The organism is Brevundimonas faecalis, assembly GCF_040549405.1.
Classification (GTDB): Bacteria; Pseudomonadota; Alphaproteobacteria; order Caulobacterales; family Caulobacteraceae; genus Brevundimonas; species Brevundimonas faecalis.
Window position 1 is genome coordinate 1,329,146 of the sequence record NZ_JBEPTF010000001.1, and the last position, 14,511, is coordinate 1,343,656.

Annotated in this window: 15 protein-coding genes; 6 read left to right on the plus strand and 9 right to left on the minus strand. The window is 66.9% G+C overall.

All coding sequences use genetic code 11. The annotated features are described in order from the left end of the window. Nucleotides 1–106: 106 nt before the first annotated feature. Entirely contained in the window at nucleotides 107–748 is a 642-nt protein-coding gene (locus ABIE19_RS06560) for a YIP1 family protein (protein ID WP_354088320.1), read from the plus strand. On the opposite strand, the gene alr is transcribed toward ABIE19_RS06560, so the two are convergent. From alr to rpsF, 9 genes are all read right to left on the minus strand, one after another. After that, a complete protein-coding gene (gene alr / locus ABIE19_RS06565) occupies nucleotides 741–1,778 on the minus strand; it encodes an alanine racemase (protein ID WP_354088321.1) in 1,038 nt (345 codons plus the stop codon). The two genes, ABIE19_RS06560 and alr, sit on opposite strands and share 8 nt — an antisense overlap. Nucleotides 1,779–1,828: 50 nt before the next feature. Further along, nucleotides 1,829–3,328 carry a replicative DNA helicase gene (locus tag ABIE19_RS06570; protein ID WP_354088322.1) on the minus strand — a complete coding sequence of 500 codons (1,500 nt, stop codon included), beginning with the start codon at nucleotides 3,326–3,328 and terminating at the stop codon, nucleotides 1,829–1,831. Between the two features lie 120 nt (nucleotides 3,329–3,448). After that, nucleotides 3,449–3,853 (minus strand): hypothetical protein, encoded by a 405-nt coding sequence (locus tag ABIE19_RS06575; protein WP_354088323.1) that lies wholly within the window; start codon nucleotides 3,851–3,853, stop codon nucleotides 3,449–3,451. 49 nt (nucleotides 3,854–3,902) lie between these two features. Further along, on the minus strand, nucleotides 3,903–4,274 hold the full coding sequence (locus ABIE19_RS06580) for a hypothetical protein (RefSeq protein ID WP_354088324.1): 372 nt from the start codon (nucleotides 4,272–4,274) through the stop codon (nucleotides 3,903–3,905). A 68-nt stretch (nucleotides 4,275–4,342) separates the two neighbouring features. After that, complete coding sequence (locus ABIE19_RS06585; RefSeq protein ID WP_354088325.1) at nucleotides 4,343–4,993, minus strand: DOPA 4,5-dioxygenase family protein; 651 nt, start codon at nucleotides 4,991–4,993, stop codon at nucleotides 4,343–4,345. After that, nucleotides 4,990–7,434, minus strand: a complete 2,445-nt coding sequence (locus tag ABIE19_RS06590) for a TonB-dependent receptor plug domain-containing protein (RefSeq protein WP_354088326.1) — start codon at nucleotides 7,432–7,434, stop codon at nucleotides 4,990–4,992. Before ABIE19_RS06590 ends, ABIE19_RS06585 begins: the two co-directional genes overlap by 4 nt. 368 nt (nucleotides 7,435–7,802) lie before the next feature. Further along, complete coding sequence (gene rplI, locus ABIE19_RS06595; protein ID WP_354088327.1) at nucleotides 7,803–8,387, minus strand: 50S ribosomal protein L9; 585 nt, start codon at nucleotides 8,385–8,387, stop codon at nucleotides 7,803–7,805. Between the two features lies 1 nt (nucleotide 8,388). Further along, nucleotides 8,389–8,667 carry a 30S ribosomal protein S18 gene (gene rpsR / locus ABIE19_RS06600; RefSeq protein WP_354088328.1) on the minus strand — a complete coding sequence of 93 codons (279 nt, stop codon included), beginning with the start codon at nucleotides 8,665–8,667 and terminating at the stop codon, nucleotides 8,389–8,391. An 11-nt stretch (nucleotides 8,668–8,678) separates the two neighbouring features. After that, nucleotides 8,679–9,050 (minus strand): 30S ribosomal protein S6, encoded by a 372-nt coding sequence (rpsF, locus tag ABIE19_RS06605; RefSeq protein WP_354088329.1) that lies wholly within the window; start codon nucleotides 9,048–9,050, stop codon nucleotides 8,679–8,681. Between the two features lie 268 nt (nucleotides 9,051–9,318). Between rpsF and ABIE19_RS06610 the strand changes: the two genes are divergently transcribed. From ABIE19_RS06610 to fabF, 5 genes are all read left to right on the plus strand, one after another. After that, nucleotides 9,319–10,593: an Nramp family divalent metal transporter gene (locus ABIE19_RS06610; protein ID WP_354088330.1), complete on the plus strand. Its 1,275-nt coding sequence runs from the start codon at nucleotides 9,319–9,321 to the stop codon at nucleotides 10,591–10,593. 323 nt (nucleotides 10,594–10,916) lie between these two features. Continuing rightward, a complete protein-coding gene (gene fabD, locus ABIE19_RS06615; RefSeq protein WP_354088331.1) occupies nucleotides 10,917–11,873 on the plus strand; it encodes an ACP S-malonyltransferase in 957 nt (318 codons plus the stop codon). Between the two features lie 74 nt (nucleotides 11,874–11,947). After that, entirely contained in the window at nucleotides 11,948–12,688 is a 741-nt protein-coding gene (gene fabG / locus ABIE19_RS06620) for a 3-oxoacyl-[acyl-carrier-protein] reductase (RefSeq protein WP_297933777.1), read from the plus strand. 182 nt (nucleotides 12,689–12,870) lie between these two features. Further along, nucleotides 12,871–13,110: an acyl carrier protein gene (locus tag ABIE19_RS06625; protein ID WP_105564338.1), complete on the plus strand. Its 240-nt coding sequence runs from the start codon at nucleotides 12,871–12,873 to the stop codon at nucleotides 13,108–13,110. A 119-nt stretch (nucleotides 13,111–13,229) separates the two neighbouring features. Beyond that, nucleotides 13,230–14,510, plus strand: coding sequence for a beta-ketoacyl-ACP synthase II (gene fabF / locus ABIE19_RS06630; RefSeq protein WP_354088332.1), 1,281 nt, complete (start codon nucleotides 13,230–13,232; stop codon nucleotides 14,508–14,510). Nucleotide 14,511: the final 1 nt, after the last annotated feature.

The following is a 14,511-nucleotide window of genomic DNA, read 5'->3' on the forward strand; positions in this document are numbered from 1 at the left end:
CGTCCGTTATTGACGTAGATTTAAGGCTCAGGTTGCGCTTCGCCTCATATGGTCGTCATCCTGCCGTGTTATCGCCCCGTTTCGATTCCCCCAACCGAGGCCTCTTATGACCGCTGAAAACTCCTCCGCCATCAATCCCGGCCTTGTGGCCCGGGTGAAGAACATCCTGCTCCAGCCCAAGCTGGAATGGCCGGTGATCGACGCCGAAGCCGCCACGACCCGCAGCCTGTTCGCCCGCTACGCCATGATCCTGGCGGCCATCGGGCCGCTGGCGGGCCTGATCGGCGGCCAGCTGTTCCCGATCCATATCTTCGGCACGGTCATGCGGACGCCCCTGGTCGGCGGCCTGCTGGGCGCCATCATCACCTGGGGCCTGTCGCTTCTGTCGGTCTTCGTCCTCGCGTTGATCATCGACGCCCTGGCGCCGACCTTCAACGGAACCAAGGATCAACTGAAGGCGATGAAGGTCGCCGTCTATTCCTCGACCGCGGCCTGGGTCGGCGGCGTCTTCAGCCTCTTCCCGGTCCTGGCCTGGGTCGGCGGTCTGATCGGCCTGTACGGCCTCTATCTGCTGTATCTCGGCCTGCCGAGCCTGATGAAGGCGCCGCAGGACAAGGCCCTGGGCTACACCGTCGTGGTCATCCTGGCCGCCATCGTCCTGTGGGTCGTGGTCAGCATGATCGCGGCCTCCGTGGTCGCGATGTTCGTTGCGGGCGCCGTGGGCGCGGCGTCCCTGGCCGTCAACTGACGTAGAGGCGCGGCACGCGCGGCGTGATCGAGGTCAGCATCTCGTAGCTGATGGTTCCCGCCGCCGTCGCCGCGTCGTCCACCAGGCGGTTGGCGCCGAAGATCTCGACCGTGTCGCCGGCCGCCACATCCAGGCCGGTGACGTCCACCGCCAGGACGTCCATCGAGACGCGGCCGAGGACAGGGCGAAGCTCGCCCGCCACCCAGACCTGTCCACGCGGGCTGTTGCTGCGCATGACCCCGTCGGCGTAGCCGGTCCCGCAGGTCGCGACGCGGATCGGCGCCTCGGCGCGATAGCCTTGCGAATAGCCGACCGTTTCACCGGCCGGAACGTCACGCACCTGCATGATCTGGGCGTTCAGCGTGGCCACTGGGGCGATGCGGCTGTCCGGCTTGCCTTCGGGGCCGCCGCCGTAGAGGCAGATCCCGGGTCGGGCCACGTCGAAGGCGAAGTCCGGTCCCAGGAAGCAGCCGCCCGAATTGGCGAAGGACCGCGTCACGCCGGGATAGCGGGTCACGGCCGCCGCATAGGCGTCGCGCTGGGCGCGGTTCAGCGGATTCGACGGCTCATCGGCGCAGGCGAGGTGGGTCATGACGAGTTCCAGACCCTCGAACGGCTCGGGCGCGTCCTCGACGCGGAAGCCCAGGCGGTTCATGCCGGTGTCGATCTGCAGGCCGCAGGCGCCGCCGCCCGCCGCCGTCCAGGCCTCGATCTGGCCCGGCTGGTTCAGGACGGGGCGCAGGTTCGCCGCCTTGATCATGGCCGCCGACGACCCGTGGCAGCCGTCCAGCACATAGATGACGGGCTCAGGCCCGATCGCCTCGCGCAGCAGCACGCCCTCGGCCGCCCTCGCCACGAAGAAGGTTCGCGCCCCCTCGGCCATCAGCCGCCTAGCGACGGCGGCGGCGCCCAGGCCGTAGCCGTCGGCCTTGACGACCGGGTTGACCGGCACGCCGATCAGGCCCTGAAGGGTGTGGAAATTGCGCGCAAGGGCGCTGAGATCGACAGTGAGGGAGCCGGGGAGGGACATGAAGGCCTTATGCCGCAAGTTTCGTGCGGCGCCACGGCCTTTGGGTCGAATTACTCGGGAATATCCGCATAGGCGCCGCCGTAGCGGCCGTCGTGCGCCAGGTTGCCGAAGCGGACGGTGTCGGCGTCGAAGGCCAGCTTGACGATGCCGATGGGGCCGTGACGCTGCTTGCCGATGACGACCTCGGCCTGGCCCTGCAGACGGTCCATGTCCTGCTGCCATTGCAGGTGTTCCTCAGTGCCTTCGCGCGGCTCGGCCCGACCCAGGTAGTAGCTTTCGCGATAGACGAACATGACGCAGTCGGCGTCCTGCTCGATCGAGCCGGATTCACGCAAGTCGGACAACTGGGGCCGTTTGTCCTCGCGTTGCTCCACCTGACGCGACAACTGCGACAGGGCGATGATGGGAACGTTCAGTTCCTTGGCCAGGGCCTTCAGGCCGCCGGTGATCTCGGACACTTCCTGCACCCGGTTCTTCTGGCCGCCGCCTTCGCCCACGGTCACCAGCTGCAGGTAGTCGACGATGATCAGGTCCAGGCCGTGCTCCATCCGCTTCAGACGCCGTGCGCGCGCCGCCAGCTTGGAGATGGAGATGCCGCCGGTGGCGTCGATATAGAGGGGGCTTTCGCCGATCTCGACCGCCGCGTCGCGCAGCTTGCCGAAGTCGCTGGCGTCGATCTCGCCCTTGCGCAGCTTGTCCGAAGACACGCCGGAAGCGTCGGCCAGGATACGCATGGCCAACTGCTCGGCGCTCATTTCCAGCGAGTAGAAGGCGACGACCCCGCCGTTGACCGTCTTGCGGCCCTCGGGCGTCGGCTCCCATTGATAGCCGCGGGCCACGTTGAAGGCCATGTTGGTGGCGAGCGCCGTCTTGCCCATCGACGGACGACCGGCGAGGATCAGAAGGTCGGACGGGTGCAGGCCGCCCAGCTTGCGATCCAGGTCGACCAGACCGGTGGCCAGACCCGCCAGCTTGCCCTCGCGCTGATAGGCCTCGCCCGCCATTTCGACGGCGCCGGCCAGGGCGTGGGAGAAGCTGACGAAGCCGGACGACGGCTTGCCCGTCTCGGCCAGGGAGTAGAGGGTCTGTTCCGCCTGTTCGATCTGCTCGTCGGCCGGCGTCTCGGGATTGGGCGCCTCCTTGATCATCTCCCCGCCGATGCGGATCAGGTCGCGGCGGAGAGCCAGGTCGTAGATGACGCGGGCGTAGTCGGGCGCATTGGCTGCCGGCGGCGCGCGGTCGACCAGGTCGGCGAGGTAGCGCAGGCCGCCGAATTCCTGAAACGCCGGGTCCTGTTTGAAGCGCTCCATCAGGATGGTCGGTTCGGCCAGCAGTCCCTGGCGGATATGGTCCTCGATGGCGTCGAACAGTCGCTGATGGAAGGGCTCGTACATGTGCGAGCCGCGCAGTCGGTCCGACAGGCGCTCGAACACGGCGTTGTCGAACATCAGCGAACCCAGCAGCGCCTGCTCCGCCTCCAGGTTGTGGGGCATGGACTGGACGGAGACCTGGTCGGGGCTTCCGAAGGGCATGGGAGCGAGGGCGTTCATTGGACTAGCCATAGCCGTAAGCGACGCCTGCGTCAGACGCGGGCGTCGCTCTGGTGGTGGAACATCTGTCGGCGGCTGTGGAGCGTCCCGAAAACCGCTGTCGGATCAGTGGACGGCGGATCAGTTCCGGCAGGGATAGCGCTCGGCCATCCATTCGCGAACCGCTTGGGTCACGGTGATGCGGCGGCGCGCCTCAGGCATGGTCTCGAAGCGGGCGACCAGGGCTTCCGGCGTGATGCCCGTGCCAGAGGGCGGGATGCAGTGCGCCGGTCGCCGTCCGGCCGATAGGGCCGAGGCCTGCTCGGCCTTCACCGTGCTGACCGCGCCTGTGACCTCGCGGATCAGGCGACGAGTTTCGGGGCGCAGCATGGCGGCGGCGCGGTTGCGCGGAATGTTGGAGCCCGAGGCCAGGAACTGTTGCACCGTCATGCCCGAGGACTGGGCGGCGGCGGGGGGCGGCGCACCCAGCAGAAGCAAGGCGCCGAGGCTTAAAACCAGGAGGGTAAGCGGACGAAACTGCGACATGCGGGGCTAGATGCGCCCCGCTGTCCCATGACGCAAGTCCGTGAAGGGGTCAGGCGGGGCAAGGATGTTCGGCCGCCATCCATTCCCGCACCGCCTGGGTCACGCTGATGTTGCGGCGAGCGGGCGGGATCGCGTTGAAGCGGGCCATGATCATGTCAGGCGACAGGCTGATCCTGGCGCCTTCAGGCACGCATGTGGCGGGTCGGCGGCCCGCCGCCTGGGCCGTCTTCTGCTCGTCTCCGACCGTCTTGAAGGCCGTCTTCATCTCGTTCATCAGCCGCCGCGTGTCCGACCGCAGCAGGGCGGTCGGATTACGGGGGATGCGGTTGGCGGCGGTCAGGAATTCCTGCACCGTCATGGCGCTGGCGCTTGTCGCCCAAAGGCTGGCGGCGACGGCGAGAAAGAGCGCAGCCTTCTTCATGCGGACCCCTCCGATGGAACGACCCAGCTTAGGCGGATGCACTTGCCTGAACAACGCCGACGAAGACGTCAGGTCTCCAGCGAGACAGTCGGCAGGGTGTTGGGATAGATTCTTTCGATGTCCCCGCCAGCCGCCGTCGCCGAACGGGCCATGCGGAAGGCGTTCACCGGCTGGGTGTCTCCGATCCACAAGGCGTTGATCAGATGGTCGGCGTATGGATCGTCGGTGTTGGGGTGGATCAGGATCTTCAGCCCCAGGTGGTTCAGCATCAGCCAGGGCACGACGGTCGGAACCTGCTCCGTGGCGAACCCGAAGTAGAAGGACGGCGTGGTGTGCGGTCCGCGCGGTCCCTCGTTCCAATCGCCCAGTTCGACCCGGAAACGGTCGATCACCCAGTCCCGCAGACGCGCCGCCCGATAGGCGGTGTCCTCGTTGAAGTAGATGTGGGCGTGGTAGCTGCTGATCTCCGTATAGGGCCTGGGCGCGCCGGGCAGATCCGTTCCGCGCGGCAGGGGCTGGGGCGGCCCCTTGGGGTTGGCGCCCCAGGGGCTGAGCGTGCTTTCGTCGCCCAGCTCGACAGCGGCCGCCCGGGCCGGTTGGGGCGCGACGGCGGCGGCGCTCGCCGCCGCAGCCGCCACGCCCCCGCCCAGCAGCAGGGCTCGGCGCGCAGAAGAGGGGAGGGTCTCCTCTTGCGCCGCGGCCTCCGCCGGTTCGTTCACCACTTCACCGCCAGTCGCCCGTAAACGAAGCGGCCGTTGAAGCCGTAGGGCGAGAAGTTGGAGAAGGGGAAGGCCCCCGTAGTGTTGTTCTCGCGCAGGCTCTGGCGCGGGTACTGATCCAGCAGGTTGTCCGCGCCGACAGACAGGGTCACGCGATCGGAGAAGCGGTAGCGAGCCTCGACGTCGGCCACCAGGGCGTCGCCCAGTTGCAGATCCGTCGCCTCCGACGCGCCGGCCGCCAGAACGTCGCCGTAGCCGGTCAGGCGGAAGGTTCCGCCCAGACGTTGCGCTTCCCAGTCCGTCTGGAAGACGACCTTCCACGGCGGGGAGCCTTCTTCGAAGCGATAGACGGCCTGGCGCCCGAACAGCGAGGTAGGCACGGGCAGGATTCCGCTCTGGGTGGTCGGCGTCTTGGTCACCTTGAAGTCGTTGACGTTGCCGGCCAGGGTGAAGTCCAGTCGATGGCCTGCCGCCGTTTCCGTCCTGTAGCGGGCGACCACGTCCAGGCCCGTCGTCTCGGTGTCCACGCCGTTGATGAAGAAGCGTGCGGCCGACGCCCCATAGGGCGCCAGCAGATCGAAGATGGTCCGGGCATTGGTCCCGACCGCCGCCGTATTGCTGCCGGTCAGGGTCTCGGAAAGGATGATCCGGTCGTCGACGTCGATGCGATAGGCGTCGGCCGTCAGTTCGAACGGTCCGTTCCGCACGACGAAGCCCAGCGAATAGTTGAGCGCTGTTTCCGCCTTCAGCGCCGTGCCGCCCAGAGCCAGGCCGACCTTGCTGATCGACGGATAGGTGCCGGTCTCATAGGGGATGTTGTTGATGTAGAGGACGGCCGTCTGCGTGTAATACTGCTGCTGCAGGCTGGGCGCGCGGAAGCCGGACGAGATCGCGCCCCGGACGGCGAAGTGCGGGTTGAAGTCATAGCGCGCCGCGAACTTGCCGGAGACGTTGTCGCCGAAGTCCGAATAGTTCTCATAGCGGACGGCGCCCGACAGGGTCAGGTTCTCGATGACCTCGCCTTCCAGGTCCAGGTAGACGCCGACGTTGTTGCGATCCTCGTCCACCTCGTTGCTCGGGGTGAAGCCGGTGAAGCCGCGCGAGCCCCAGGTCAGGGTGTTGCCGCCTGCGGTCAGGACAGTCCCGCGCGCGTATGAAGCGACCTCGCCCGCGCCGATCTCATAGGTTTCACGCCGGGCTTCCAGGCCAAGGGCGACGTTCAGCGGTCCGGCCCAGCCCAGGTCGTATTCGCGAGAGGCGTCGATCCCGAACACCAGTTGACCGTACTCGAGCGAGCCCGCGTCGAAGGAGGTCGGGCCGTTGAGGCCATAGGTCGGGTTCATGGTGTTCTCGACGCCGAACTCGATCCGGTTCGTGCCGTAGCCGAGGTTCACGTCCAGGTTCCAGGCGCCGAACTGTCCACGCACGCCGCCCACCGCCGTCCAGTCGGTCGTATCGGTCAGGATGTAGGGCAGGTAGCCGTTCGGATACTTGCGGCCCGAGCCGTAGTCGGGGTTCTGGGTGGCGTCGGTCGGGGTGCGATAGAAGGCGGCGGCCGAGGCGTCGCGCTGCTGATAGCCGGCCCAGCCATAGGCCTCCCAGCCGCCGCCAAGGGGCAGACCCGCATTCAGATAGACTGACAGGTCCTCGGTCTGGGCGTCGCCCTGGCCGCCGGTGATGCGGCCCAGGGCCGGATTGATGTCCGAGCGATTCGTGCGTTCGCGATCGCGGTACTCGACCGACGCGGTCAGGAAGCCTTCGGCGCCCAGGCCGAAGCCCTGCCAGGCCGCGACGGTGGTGGTGTCGCCGTCGCGGATATCGCCCTTGCGGCCGTAGAAGCCCGTGTAGTCGGTGACATAGGAGCCGTAGGTCACGGTCGCTCCGCCGCCGCTCCGGGCTTCGCGCAGGCGCAGGTTCACGACGCCGGCGATGGCGTCGGAGCCGTACTGGGCCGCGGCTCCGTCTCTCAGGACTTCGATCCGATCGACGGCGGACGACGGGATGGCGTTCAGATCCACGGCCGAGGAGCCGCGCCCGACCGAGCCGTTCAGGTTGACCAGAGCTGTCTGGTGGCGACGGACGCCGTTGACCAGAACCAGGGTCTGGTCAGGCCCCTGGCCGCGCAGCGTGGCCGGACGGATGGAATCCGTGCCGTCCGTCGCCGAAGGGCGAGGGAAGTTCAGGGCCGGAACCGTCGCCGCCAACTGGGCGGCCAGTTCGGTCGAGCCGCGTTGCTCGAGGGTTTCGGCGGTGACGACGTCGACGGGCGCGACGGTGTCCAGACGGGAACGGTTGGCGACGCGGGTTCCGGTCACGACGATGTCGTCGACGGAAGTCGCCTGGCCGGGGGCTTCCTGGGCCAGGGCCGCGCCGGCGACCAGAAGGGCGGCGCTGGAGGAGGCCAGGAACAGGGCGGAACGGGTTACGGAGGGTCGGGTCATCTCGAGAGGTCTGCTTTTCTGATTGGACGCAAGGAATCGCGCCGCGCCGTTGAGCAGCGACGGTCCATGAGCGCGTCGATAACTGTGGTCGTCAAGGTCGGCGGCGGACCGACCTGCAAGGGGTCAGCGGCAAGCCGGACATCGCGGCGGTCGGGCGACCGGGCGATGGATCTCGACATAGAAGCGCATTCGCATCGTCATCTCCCGCCCATCGAGGGAGGATGAGCTGTGGCGATATTGCGGTGCGAAAACGGCGCGGAATATCGAGATTATTTGATGGATTGATTAGAAAAGCTAACGCTTTCGACCAAGAAAAAGGGGCGCGTCCCGAAGAACGCGCCCCTTGATCGATACCGTCGTCAGACAGATCAGGCTTCGTCGCCGAAGCCTTCCTGTTGACCGGCGCCGCCTTCGATCAGCTCCTGGGCGGCCTGTTCGGCGGCCTGGCGCTCGTCGTCGAACTGGCTGCGAATGACGTCTTCGCCGCGAGCCTGACGTTCGGCTTCTTCAGCCGAGCGAGCGATGTTGATCTTGATCGTGGCCGTGACCTCGGCGTGCAGGCGAACCGGCACTTCGTGGACGCCCAGCGCCTTGATGGCGGTGTTCAGAACGACCTGCGAACGCTCGACCTTGCCGCCTTCGGCCTGAACGGCCTCGGCGACGTCGCGGGCGGCGACCGAACCGTACAGGTGACCGGTTTCACCGGCCTGACGGATCATGACGTAGGTCTGACCGTCGATCTTGTCGGCGATCTTCTGAGCCTCGGCCTTGTTCTTCTCGTTGCGGGCCTCGATGGCGACGCGGTCGAGTTCGAAAGCCTTGAGGTTGGCGGCCGTGGCGCGACGAGCCTTGTCGCGCGGCAGCAGGAAGTTACGAGCGAAGCCGTCCTTGACAGTGACGACGTCGCCGATGGCGCCGAGGTTCTCGACGCGTTCCAGCAGAACGACCTTCATCTTACTTCACCACGTACGGCAGGAGGGCCAGGTAGCGAGCGCGCTTGATGGCCTTGGCCAGTTCACGCTGCTTCTTGGCGGAAACGGCGGTGATGCGCGAAGGCACGATCTTGCCGCGTTCGGAAACGTAACGCTGCAGCAGCTTCACGTCCTTGTAGTCGATCTTCGGCGCATTGGCGCCCGAGAACGGGCAGACCTTGCGGCGACGATAGAAGGGGCGACGGCCAGCCGAGCCGGAGCCGGCCGGGGCGCCCGGGATGGGAGCGATGGTGTCGGTCATGATCCGGTTCCTTATTCCGAGGCCGCAGCTTCGTCGCCGCGGTTGCGGTCACGCTCGCGTTCGCGGCGGGCCAGCAGGGGCGACAGCTCCAGGTCCAGCTCTTCGACGCGGACGGTCAGCCAACGCAGAACGTCTTCGTTGATCGACAGCTGGCGCTCGACTTCGGCCACGGCCGCGGCCGGGGCGTCGATGGCGAGCAGGGAATAGTGAGCCTTGCGGTTCTTCTTGACCCGGTAGGTCAGGTTGCGCAGACCCCAGTACTCGATCTTGGCGACGCTGCCGCCGCCTTCTTCGATCAGAGCCTTGATGGTGTCGTTCAGCGCTTCGGCCTGTTGCGCCGAGATATCTTGGCGCGTCATGACCGTGTGCTCGTAAAGAGCCATGCGGCAGTCTCCCTTGGCGGACATCGGCGCGGGCGAACCGGGTAGTTCGTCCACGATGGCTCCTGCAGCGGCGGCCGGGTGTCTCCCGTCCCTTTGACATTCCGCAACAGGACCGAAGCCCTGGAAAGGGCGCGCCTATAAGCGAAAAGACGCGTCAGGGCAAGGGTTGAGCGCCGATCGTCAGGCGACCGGCCGGGCATGGCGGGCAGGCTTGGCGAGACGGGCGAACCGCGTCAGGCTCCTGCGGCACGCAGTCGGAGCCATCATCATGACCCAAGCCGCGACGCCGAGGAACCGTTGGTCCCTGATCGGGCCCGGCATAGTGGTGGCGGCGACGGGCGTCGGGGCGGGCGATCTGGTGGCGACTCTCATCGCCGGATCGCGTTTCGGCTACGCCCTGCTGTGGGCGGCCGTCGTGGGAACCTTGCTGAAGATCGCCCTGGCCGAGGCCGTGGGGCGCTGGACCCTGGCGAGCGAGAGGACGATCTTCGATGGCTGGTCCAGCCTGGGTCGAGGGCTGCTGCCCGGCGCGGTCGGCGGGCGGCTGAACTGGGCGGGATTGTATTTCGGCCTCTATGTCGTCGTCTGGGGCTTCGTCTACGGCGCGGCGGCCATGACGGCGACGGCCTTGCCCCTGGCGGCGCTGTTCCCGGTCCTGGACCTGAAGGCCTGGGGGATGCTGAGCGGGGTCGCCGGGCTGATCTTCGTCTGGTTCGGGGGCTATGGCCTGTTCGAGAAGGTGATGACGGCCTGCGTCGGGGTGATGTTCGTCACCGTCGTCGGTCTGGCCGTGATCGTGACGCCGGATCTTCCGGCCCTGCTGACCGGCCTGTGGCCGAGCCTGCCGCAGGGGTCGGTCTTCTATACCCTGGGTCTGATCGGCGGGGTGGGCGGCACCATCACCATGGCGGCCTATGGATACTGGCTGAACGCCAAGGGCTGGAAGGGGCCGGGCTGGATGTCGATCATGCGGTTGGACAACCGCGTGGCCTACCTGGTCACCGGGGTCTTCGTGGTGGCCATGCTGATCGTGGGCGCCGAACTGCTGCACGCGGCGGGCATCGCGCTTCAGAGCGGCGACCGGGGTCTGCTGGACCTGGATCAGGTGTTGAGGGAGCGGTTCGGCCGGCCGGTTTCCATCCTGTTCCTGGTTGGTTTCTGGGCCACCAGCTTCTCGAGCCTGCTGGGCGTCTGGCAGGGCGTCAGCCTGATGTTTGCGGACTTCACCGCCCATGTAAGGGGCAGGGCGGACGATGAGGCGGTGCGGGGCGACAGGAGCAGGGCGTTCCGGGGCTACGCCCTGTGGTTGACCTTCCCGCCCATGGCCCTGCTGTTCATCGATCGGCCGTTCGGTCTGATCGTGGCCTATGGCGTATTGGGCAGCCTGTTCATGCCCTTCCTGGCGGGGACCTTGTTGTGGTTGCTGAACAGCGACCGCGTGCCCAGGGAATGGCGCAGCCACGGCCTGTCCAACGCCTTGCTGGCGGCGGCGGCCATCCTGTTCGCCGTGCTGGCGGGCAAGGAGTTGATCGGGCTGTTCTGAGCCAGGGCCGGCGCCCGGCGATTGCACTGCAAGGCGAGAAAAACAGTGCAATTGGTGCAATGGGCGCCATCGGCGGGCTGCGATCCTTCCTTTCGAAGCGGGGGAGGAGTCCAGGAGGGCGGCGGGTCATGAGGTTATTGTCGCACAGGTTTGAGCGGACGCAGGTCGATTGATGAAAGAGTTGTTCAATCCCTGAAATTCCTTGGGATTGGCGCGTTCGGTTTTGCACAAGGTGTCGGCGTGAGAGGGCGACTTCTTGCCGTAAGGTCGGGTTTCGCCTACGCCTCGGCGCCTTGAATCAACGGACCACGGAACGTTCCTCTATGACCCTCGCGCTTCTCTTCCCCGGTCAGGGCAGCCAGAGCGTCGGCATGGGCGCAGCCCTGGCCGAGGCCTTCGCCAGCGCACGCGACGTCTTCGCCGAGGTCGACGATGCGCTGAACCAGAAGCTGTTCGACCTGATGCGCGAAGGCCCGGAAGACCAGTTGACCCTGACCGAGAACGCCCAGCCGGCCCTGATGGCCGTTTCGGCGGCGGCTGCAAGGGTGCTGAAGGTCGAATTCGGCGTGGACGTGACCAAGGCCGGCTTCGTCGCCGGTCACTCGCTGGGCGAATACTCGGCCCTGGCGGCGGTCGGGGCGATCAGCCTGTCGGACACGGCCCGCCTGCTGAAGCTGCGCGGTCAGGCCATGCAGCGCGCCGTGCCGGTGGGCAAGGGGGCGATGGCCTCGCTGATCGGCCCGAAGACCGACCTGGCCCTGGCGGAAGAAGCGGCCAAGGCCGGTTCGGAAGTCGGCGTCTGCGTCGTCGCCAACGACAACAACAACGGCAACGTCGTCATCTCGGGCGACAAGGCCGCCGTGGACCGCGCCATCGAGAAGGCCAAGGAACTGGGCGCGCGCGCCATTCCGCTGAACGTCTCGGCGCCCTTCCACTGCCCGCTGATGCAGCCCGCCGCCGATGAAATGGCCGCCGCCCTGGCGGACGCTAAGATCGTCGCACCGTCGGTCGCCGTGGTGGCCAACGTCACCGCCCGCCCGGAAACGGACGCCGAGGTCATCCGCCGCCTGCTGGTCGAGCAGGTCACGGGCCGCGTGCGCTGGCGCGAGAGCATGGAGTGGATGGCCACGGAAGGCGGCGTCACCCGCTTCGCCGAGATCGGCTCGGGCAAGGTCCTGACCGGTATGGCCAAGCGCATCGCGCCGGACGCCGAGAGCCTGGCGCTGAATACGCCGGAAGACCTGGAAGCGTTCGCGAAGGCCGTGACGAGTGGCGAGTGACGAGACGTTCGCCTCTTCGCTTTGCTTTTCCTCGCCACTCGCCACTAATCACTCGCCACTACGGAGAGACTTAAATGTTCAATCTTTCGGGAAAGATCGCCCTGGTGACCGGCGCGACCGGCGGCATCGGCGGGGCCATCGCGCGCTCGCTGCACGCCCAGGGCGCGACCGTGGTGCTGTCGGGCACGCGTGAAGCGGTTCTGGCCGATCTGGCCAAGGAACTGGGTGAGCGCGCCTTCTTCGCCGCCGCCAACCTGTCGGACGCGGAATCGGTCGACGGCCTGGTCGCGCGCGCTGAGGAAGCCGCCGGCGGTCCGCTGGACATTCTGGTCGCCAACGCCGGCATCACCAAGGACGGTCTGCTGATGCGGATGAAGGACGAGGACTTCCAGTCCGTCGTCCAGATCAACCTGGAAAGCTATTTCCGCCTGACCCGCGCGGCGGTGAAGGGCATGATGAAGCGCCGTTCGGGCCGCATCATCGGCGTGACCTCGGTGGTCGGCGTGACCGGCAATCCCGGCCAAACCAACTATTCGGCGTCCAAGGCCGGCATGATCGGCTTCTCCAAGTCGCTGGCCCAGGAAGTCGGTTCGCGCGGGATCACGGTGAACTGCATCGCGCCGGGCTTCATCGCCTCGCCGATGACCGACGTGCTGAACGACCAGCAGCGCGAGGCCATCCTGACCAAGATTCCGTCGGGCCGTCTGGGCACGGGCGACGAAATCGCCGCCGCGGCCGTCTATCTGTCGTCGGACGAAGCCGCCTATGTGACGGGCCAGACCCTGCACGTGAACGGCGGCATGGCGATGATTTAAGGCGTTGCGCGTCGCGATCACGACGCGCAACACTCTATTTCCCGCCCCGAAGGCTGTGCTAAAGGGCGGGAACGCCTCGCGGCGGTGAGTCCTTTAGAGACTTGCTTCCTCGGAGCTGCCGTGACACGGCGAACACTGAGACCCCGCCTTCACGGCGACAAACAACAGGCAGAGAGACACTCATGTCCGACACCCTCGAACGCGTCCGCAAGATCGTTATCGACCACCTGGACGCCGATCCGGACAAGGTCACGGAAAAGGCTTCCTTCATCGACGACCTGGGCGCCGACTCGCTCGACAACGTCGAACTGGTCATGGCCTTTGAAGAAGAATTCGACGTCGAGATCCCGGATGACGCCGCCGAGCACATCCAGACCGTCGGCGACGCTGTGAAGTTCATCGACGAGAAGCTGGCCGGCTGATCCGGCTGCGATTCGTCGCACTGACAGCCTGATGGCCGCCGTGACGGGCCCCTAGCGGGACCGTCCGGCGGCCATTAATGTTTTCGGCTAAGATTCTGTCCAAGCAAGGAGCGCGAACCATGCGCCGCGTCGTCATCACGGGCCTCGGCCTTGTCACTCCGCTCGGCACGGGCGTGGAACACGTCTGGAAGGGCATCGTCGAGGGTCGCTCGGGCATCGGTCCGATCACCGCCTTCGATACCGAAGGCTATGGCTGCACCATCGCAGGCGAGGTGCCGTCGGTGGACGGTCGCGGGCGCGGCGCGCCGGACCAGCCGGGCGTCTTCGATCCCGACCAGGTGATGTCGGCCAAGGACCGCAAGCGCGTCGACGACTTCATCCTGTACGCTATCGCCGCCGCCGACGAGGCTCTGGCCGACGCGAACTGGAAGCCGGAAACCGAGGACGACAAGGAAGCCACCGGCGTCATGGTCGGCTCCGGCATCGGCGGCCTCGGCCCCATCGCCGACACGGCCATCACCCTGAAGGAACAGGGCGTGCGCCGGGTCAGCCCCTTCTTCATTCCTTCGGCCCTGATCAACCTGGCCTCGGGCCAGATCTCGATCCGTCACGGCCTGAAGGGACCGAACCACTCGGTCGTCACCGCCTGCGCCACCGGCGCCCACGCCATCGGCGACGCGGCCCGCATGATCGCCCTGGGCGACGCCGAGGTCATGGTGGCGGGCGGGGCCGAAAGCTCGGTCGTGCCGATCGGCATCGCCGGCTTCCTGGCCTGCAAGGCCCTGTGCACCGCCTATAACGACACGCCCGAGAAGGCCTCGCGCCCCTATGATCGCGGCCACGCCGGCTTCATCATGGGCGAGGGCGCCGGCGTCATGGTGCTGGAAGAGTACGAACACGCCAAGGCGCGCGGCGCCAAGATCTACGCCGAGGTCGTCGGCTACGGCATGAGCGGCGACGCCTATCACATCACCGCCCCGTCGGAAGACGGCGACGGCGGTCTGCGGGCCATGAAGGCGGCGCTGAAGCGCGCGGGCCTGCAACCCTCGGACCTCGACTACGTCAACGCCCACGGCACCTCGACCATGGCCGACTGGATCGAACTGAAGGCCATCGAGCGTCTGGTCGGCGATCACGCCAAGGACGTCGCGGTCTCCTCGACCAAGTCGATGACGGGCCACCTGCTGGGCGCCGCGGGCGCCATCGAGAGCATCTTCTCCGTCCTGGCCATTCGCGACCAGATCGCGCCGCCGACCATCAACCTGGACGACCCGGAGATGGAGACGCCGATCGACCTGGTTCCGCACAAGGGCAAGTCGATGAAGATCGACGTCGCCATGTCGAACAGCTTCGGCTTCGGCGGCACCAATGCGGCCGTGATCTTCAAGAAGGTCGACTGAC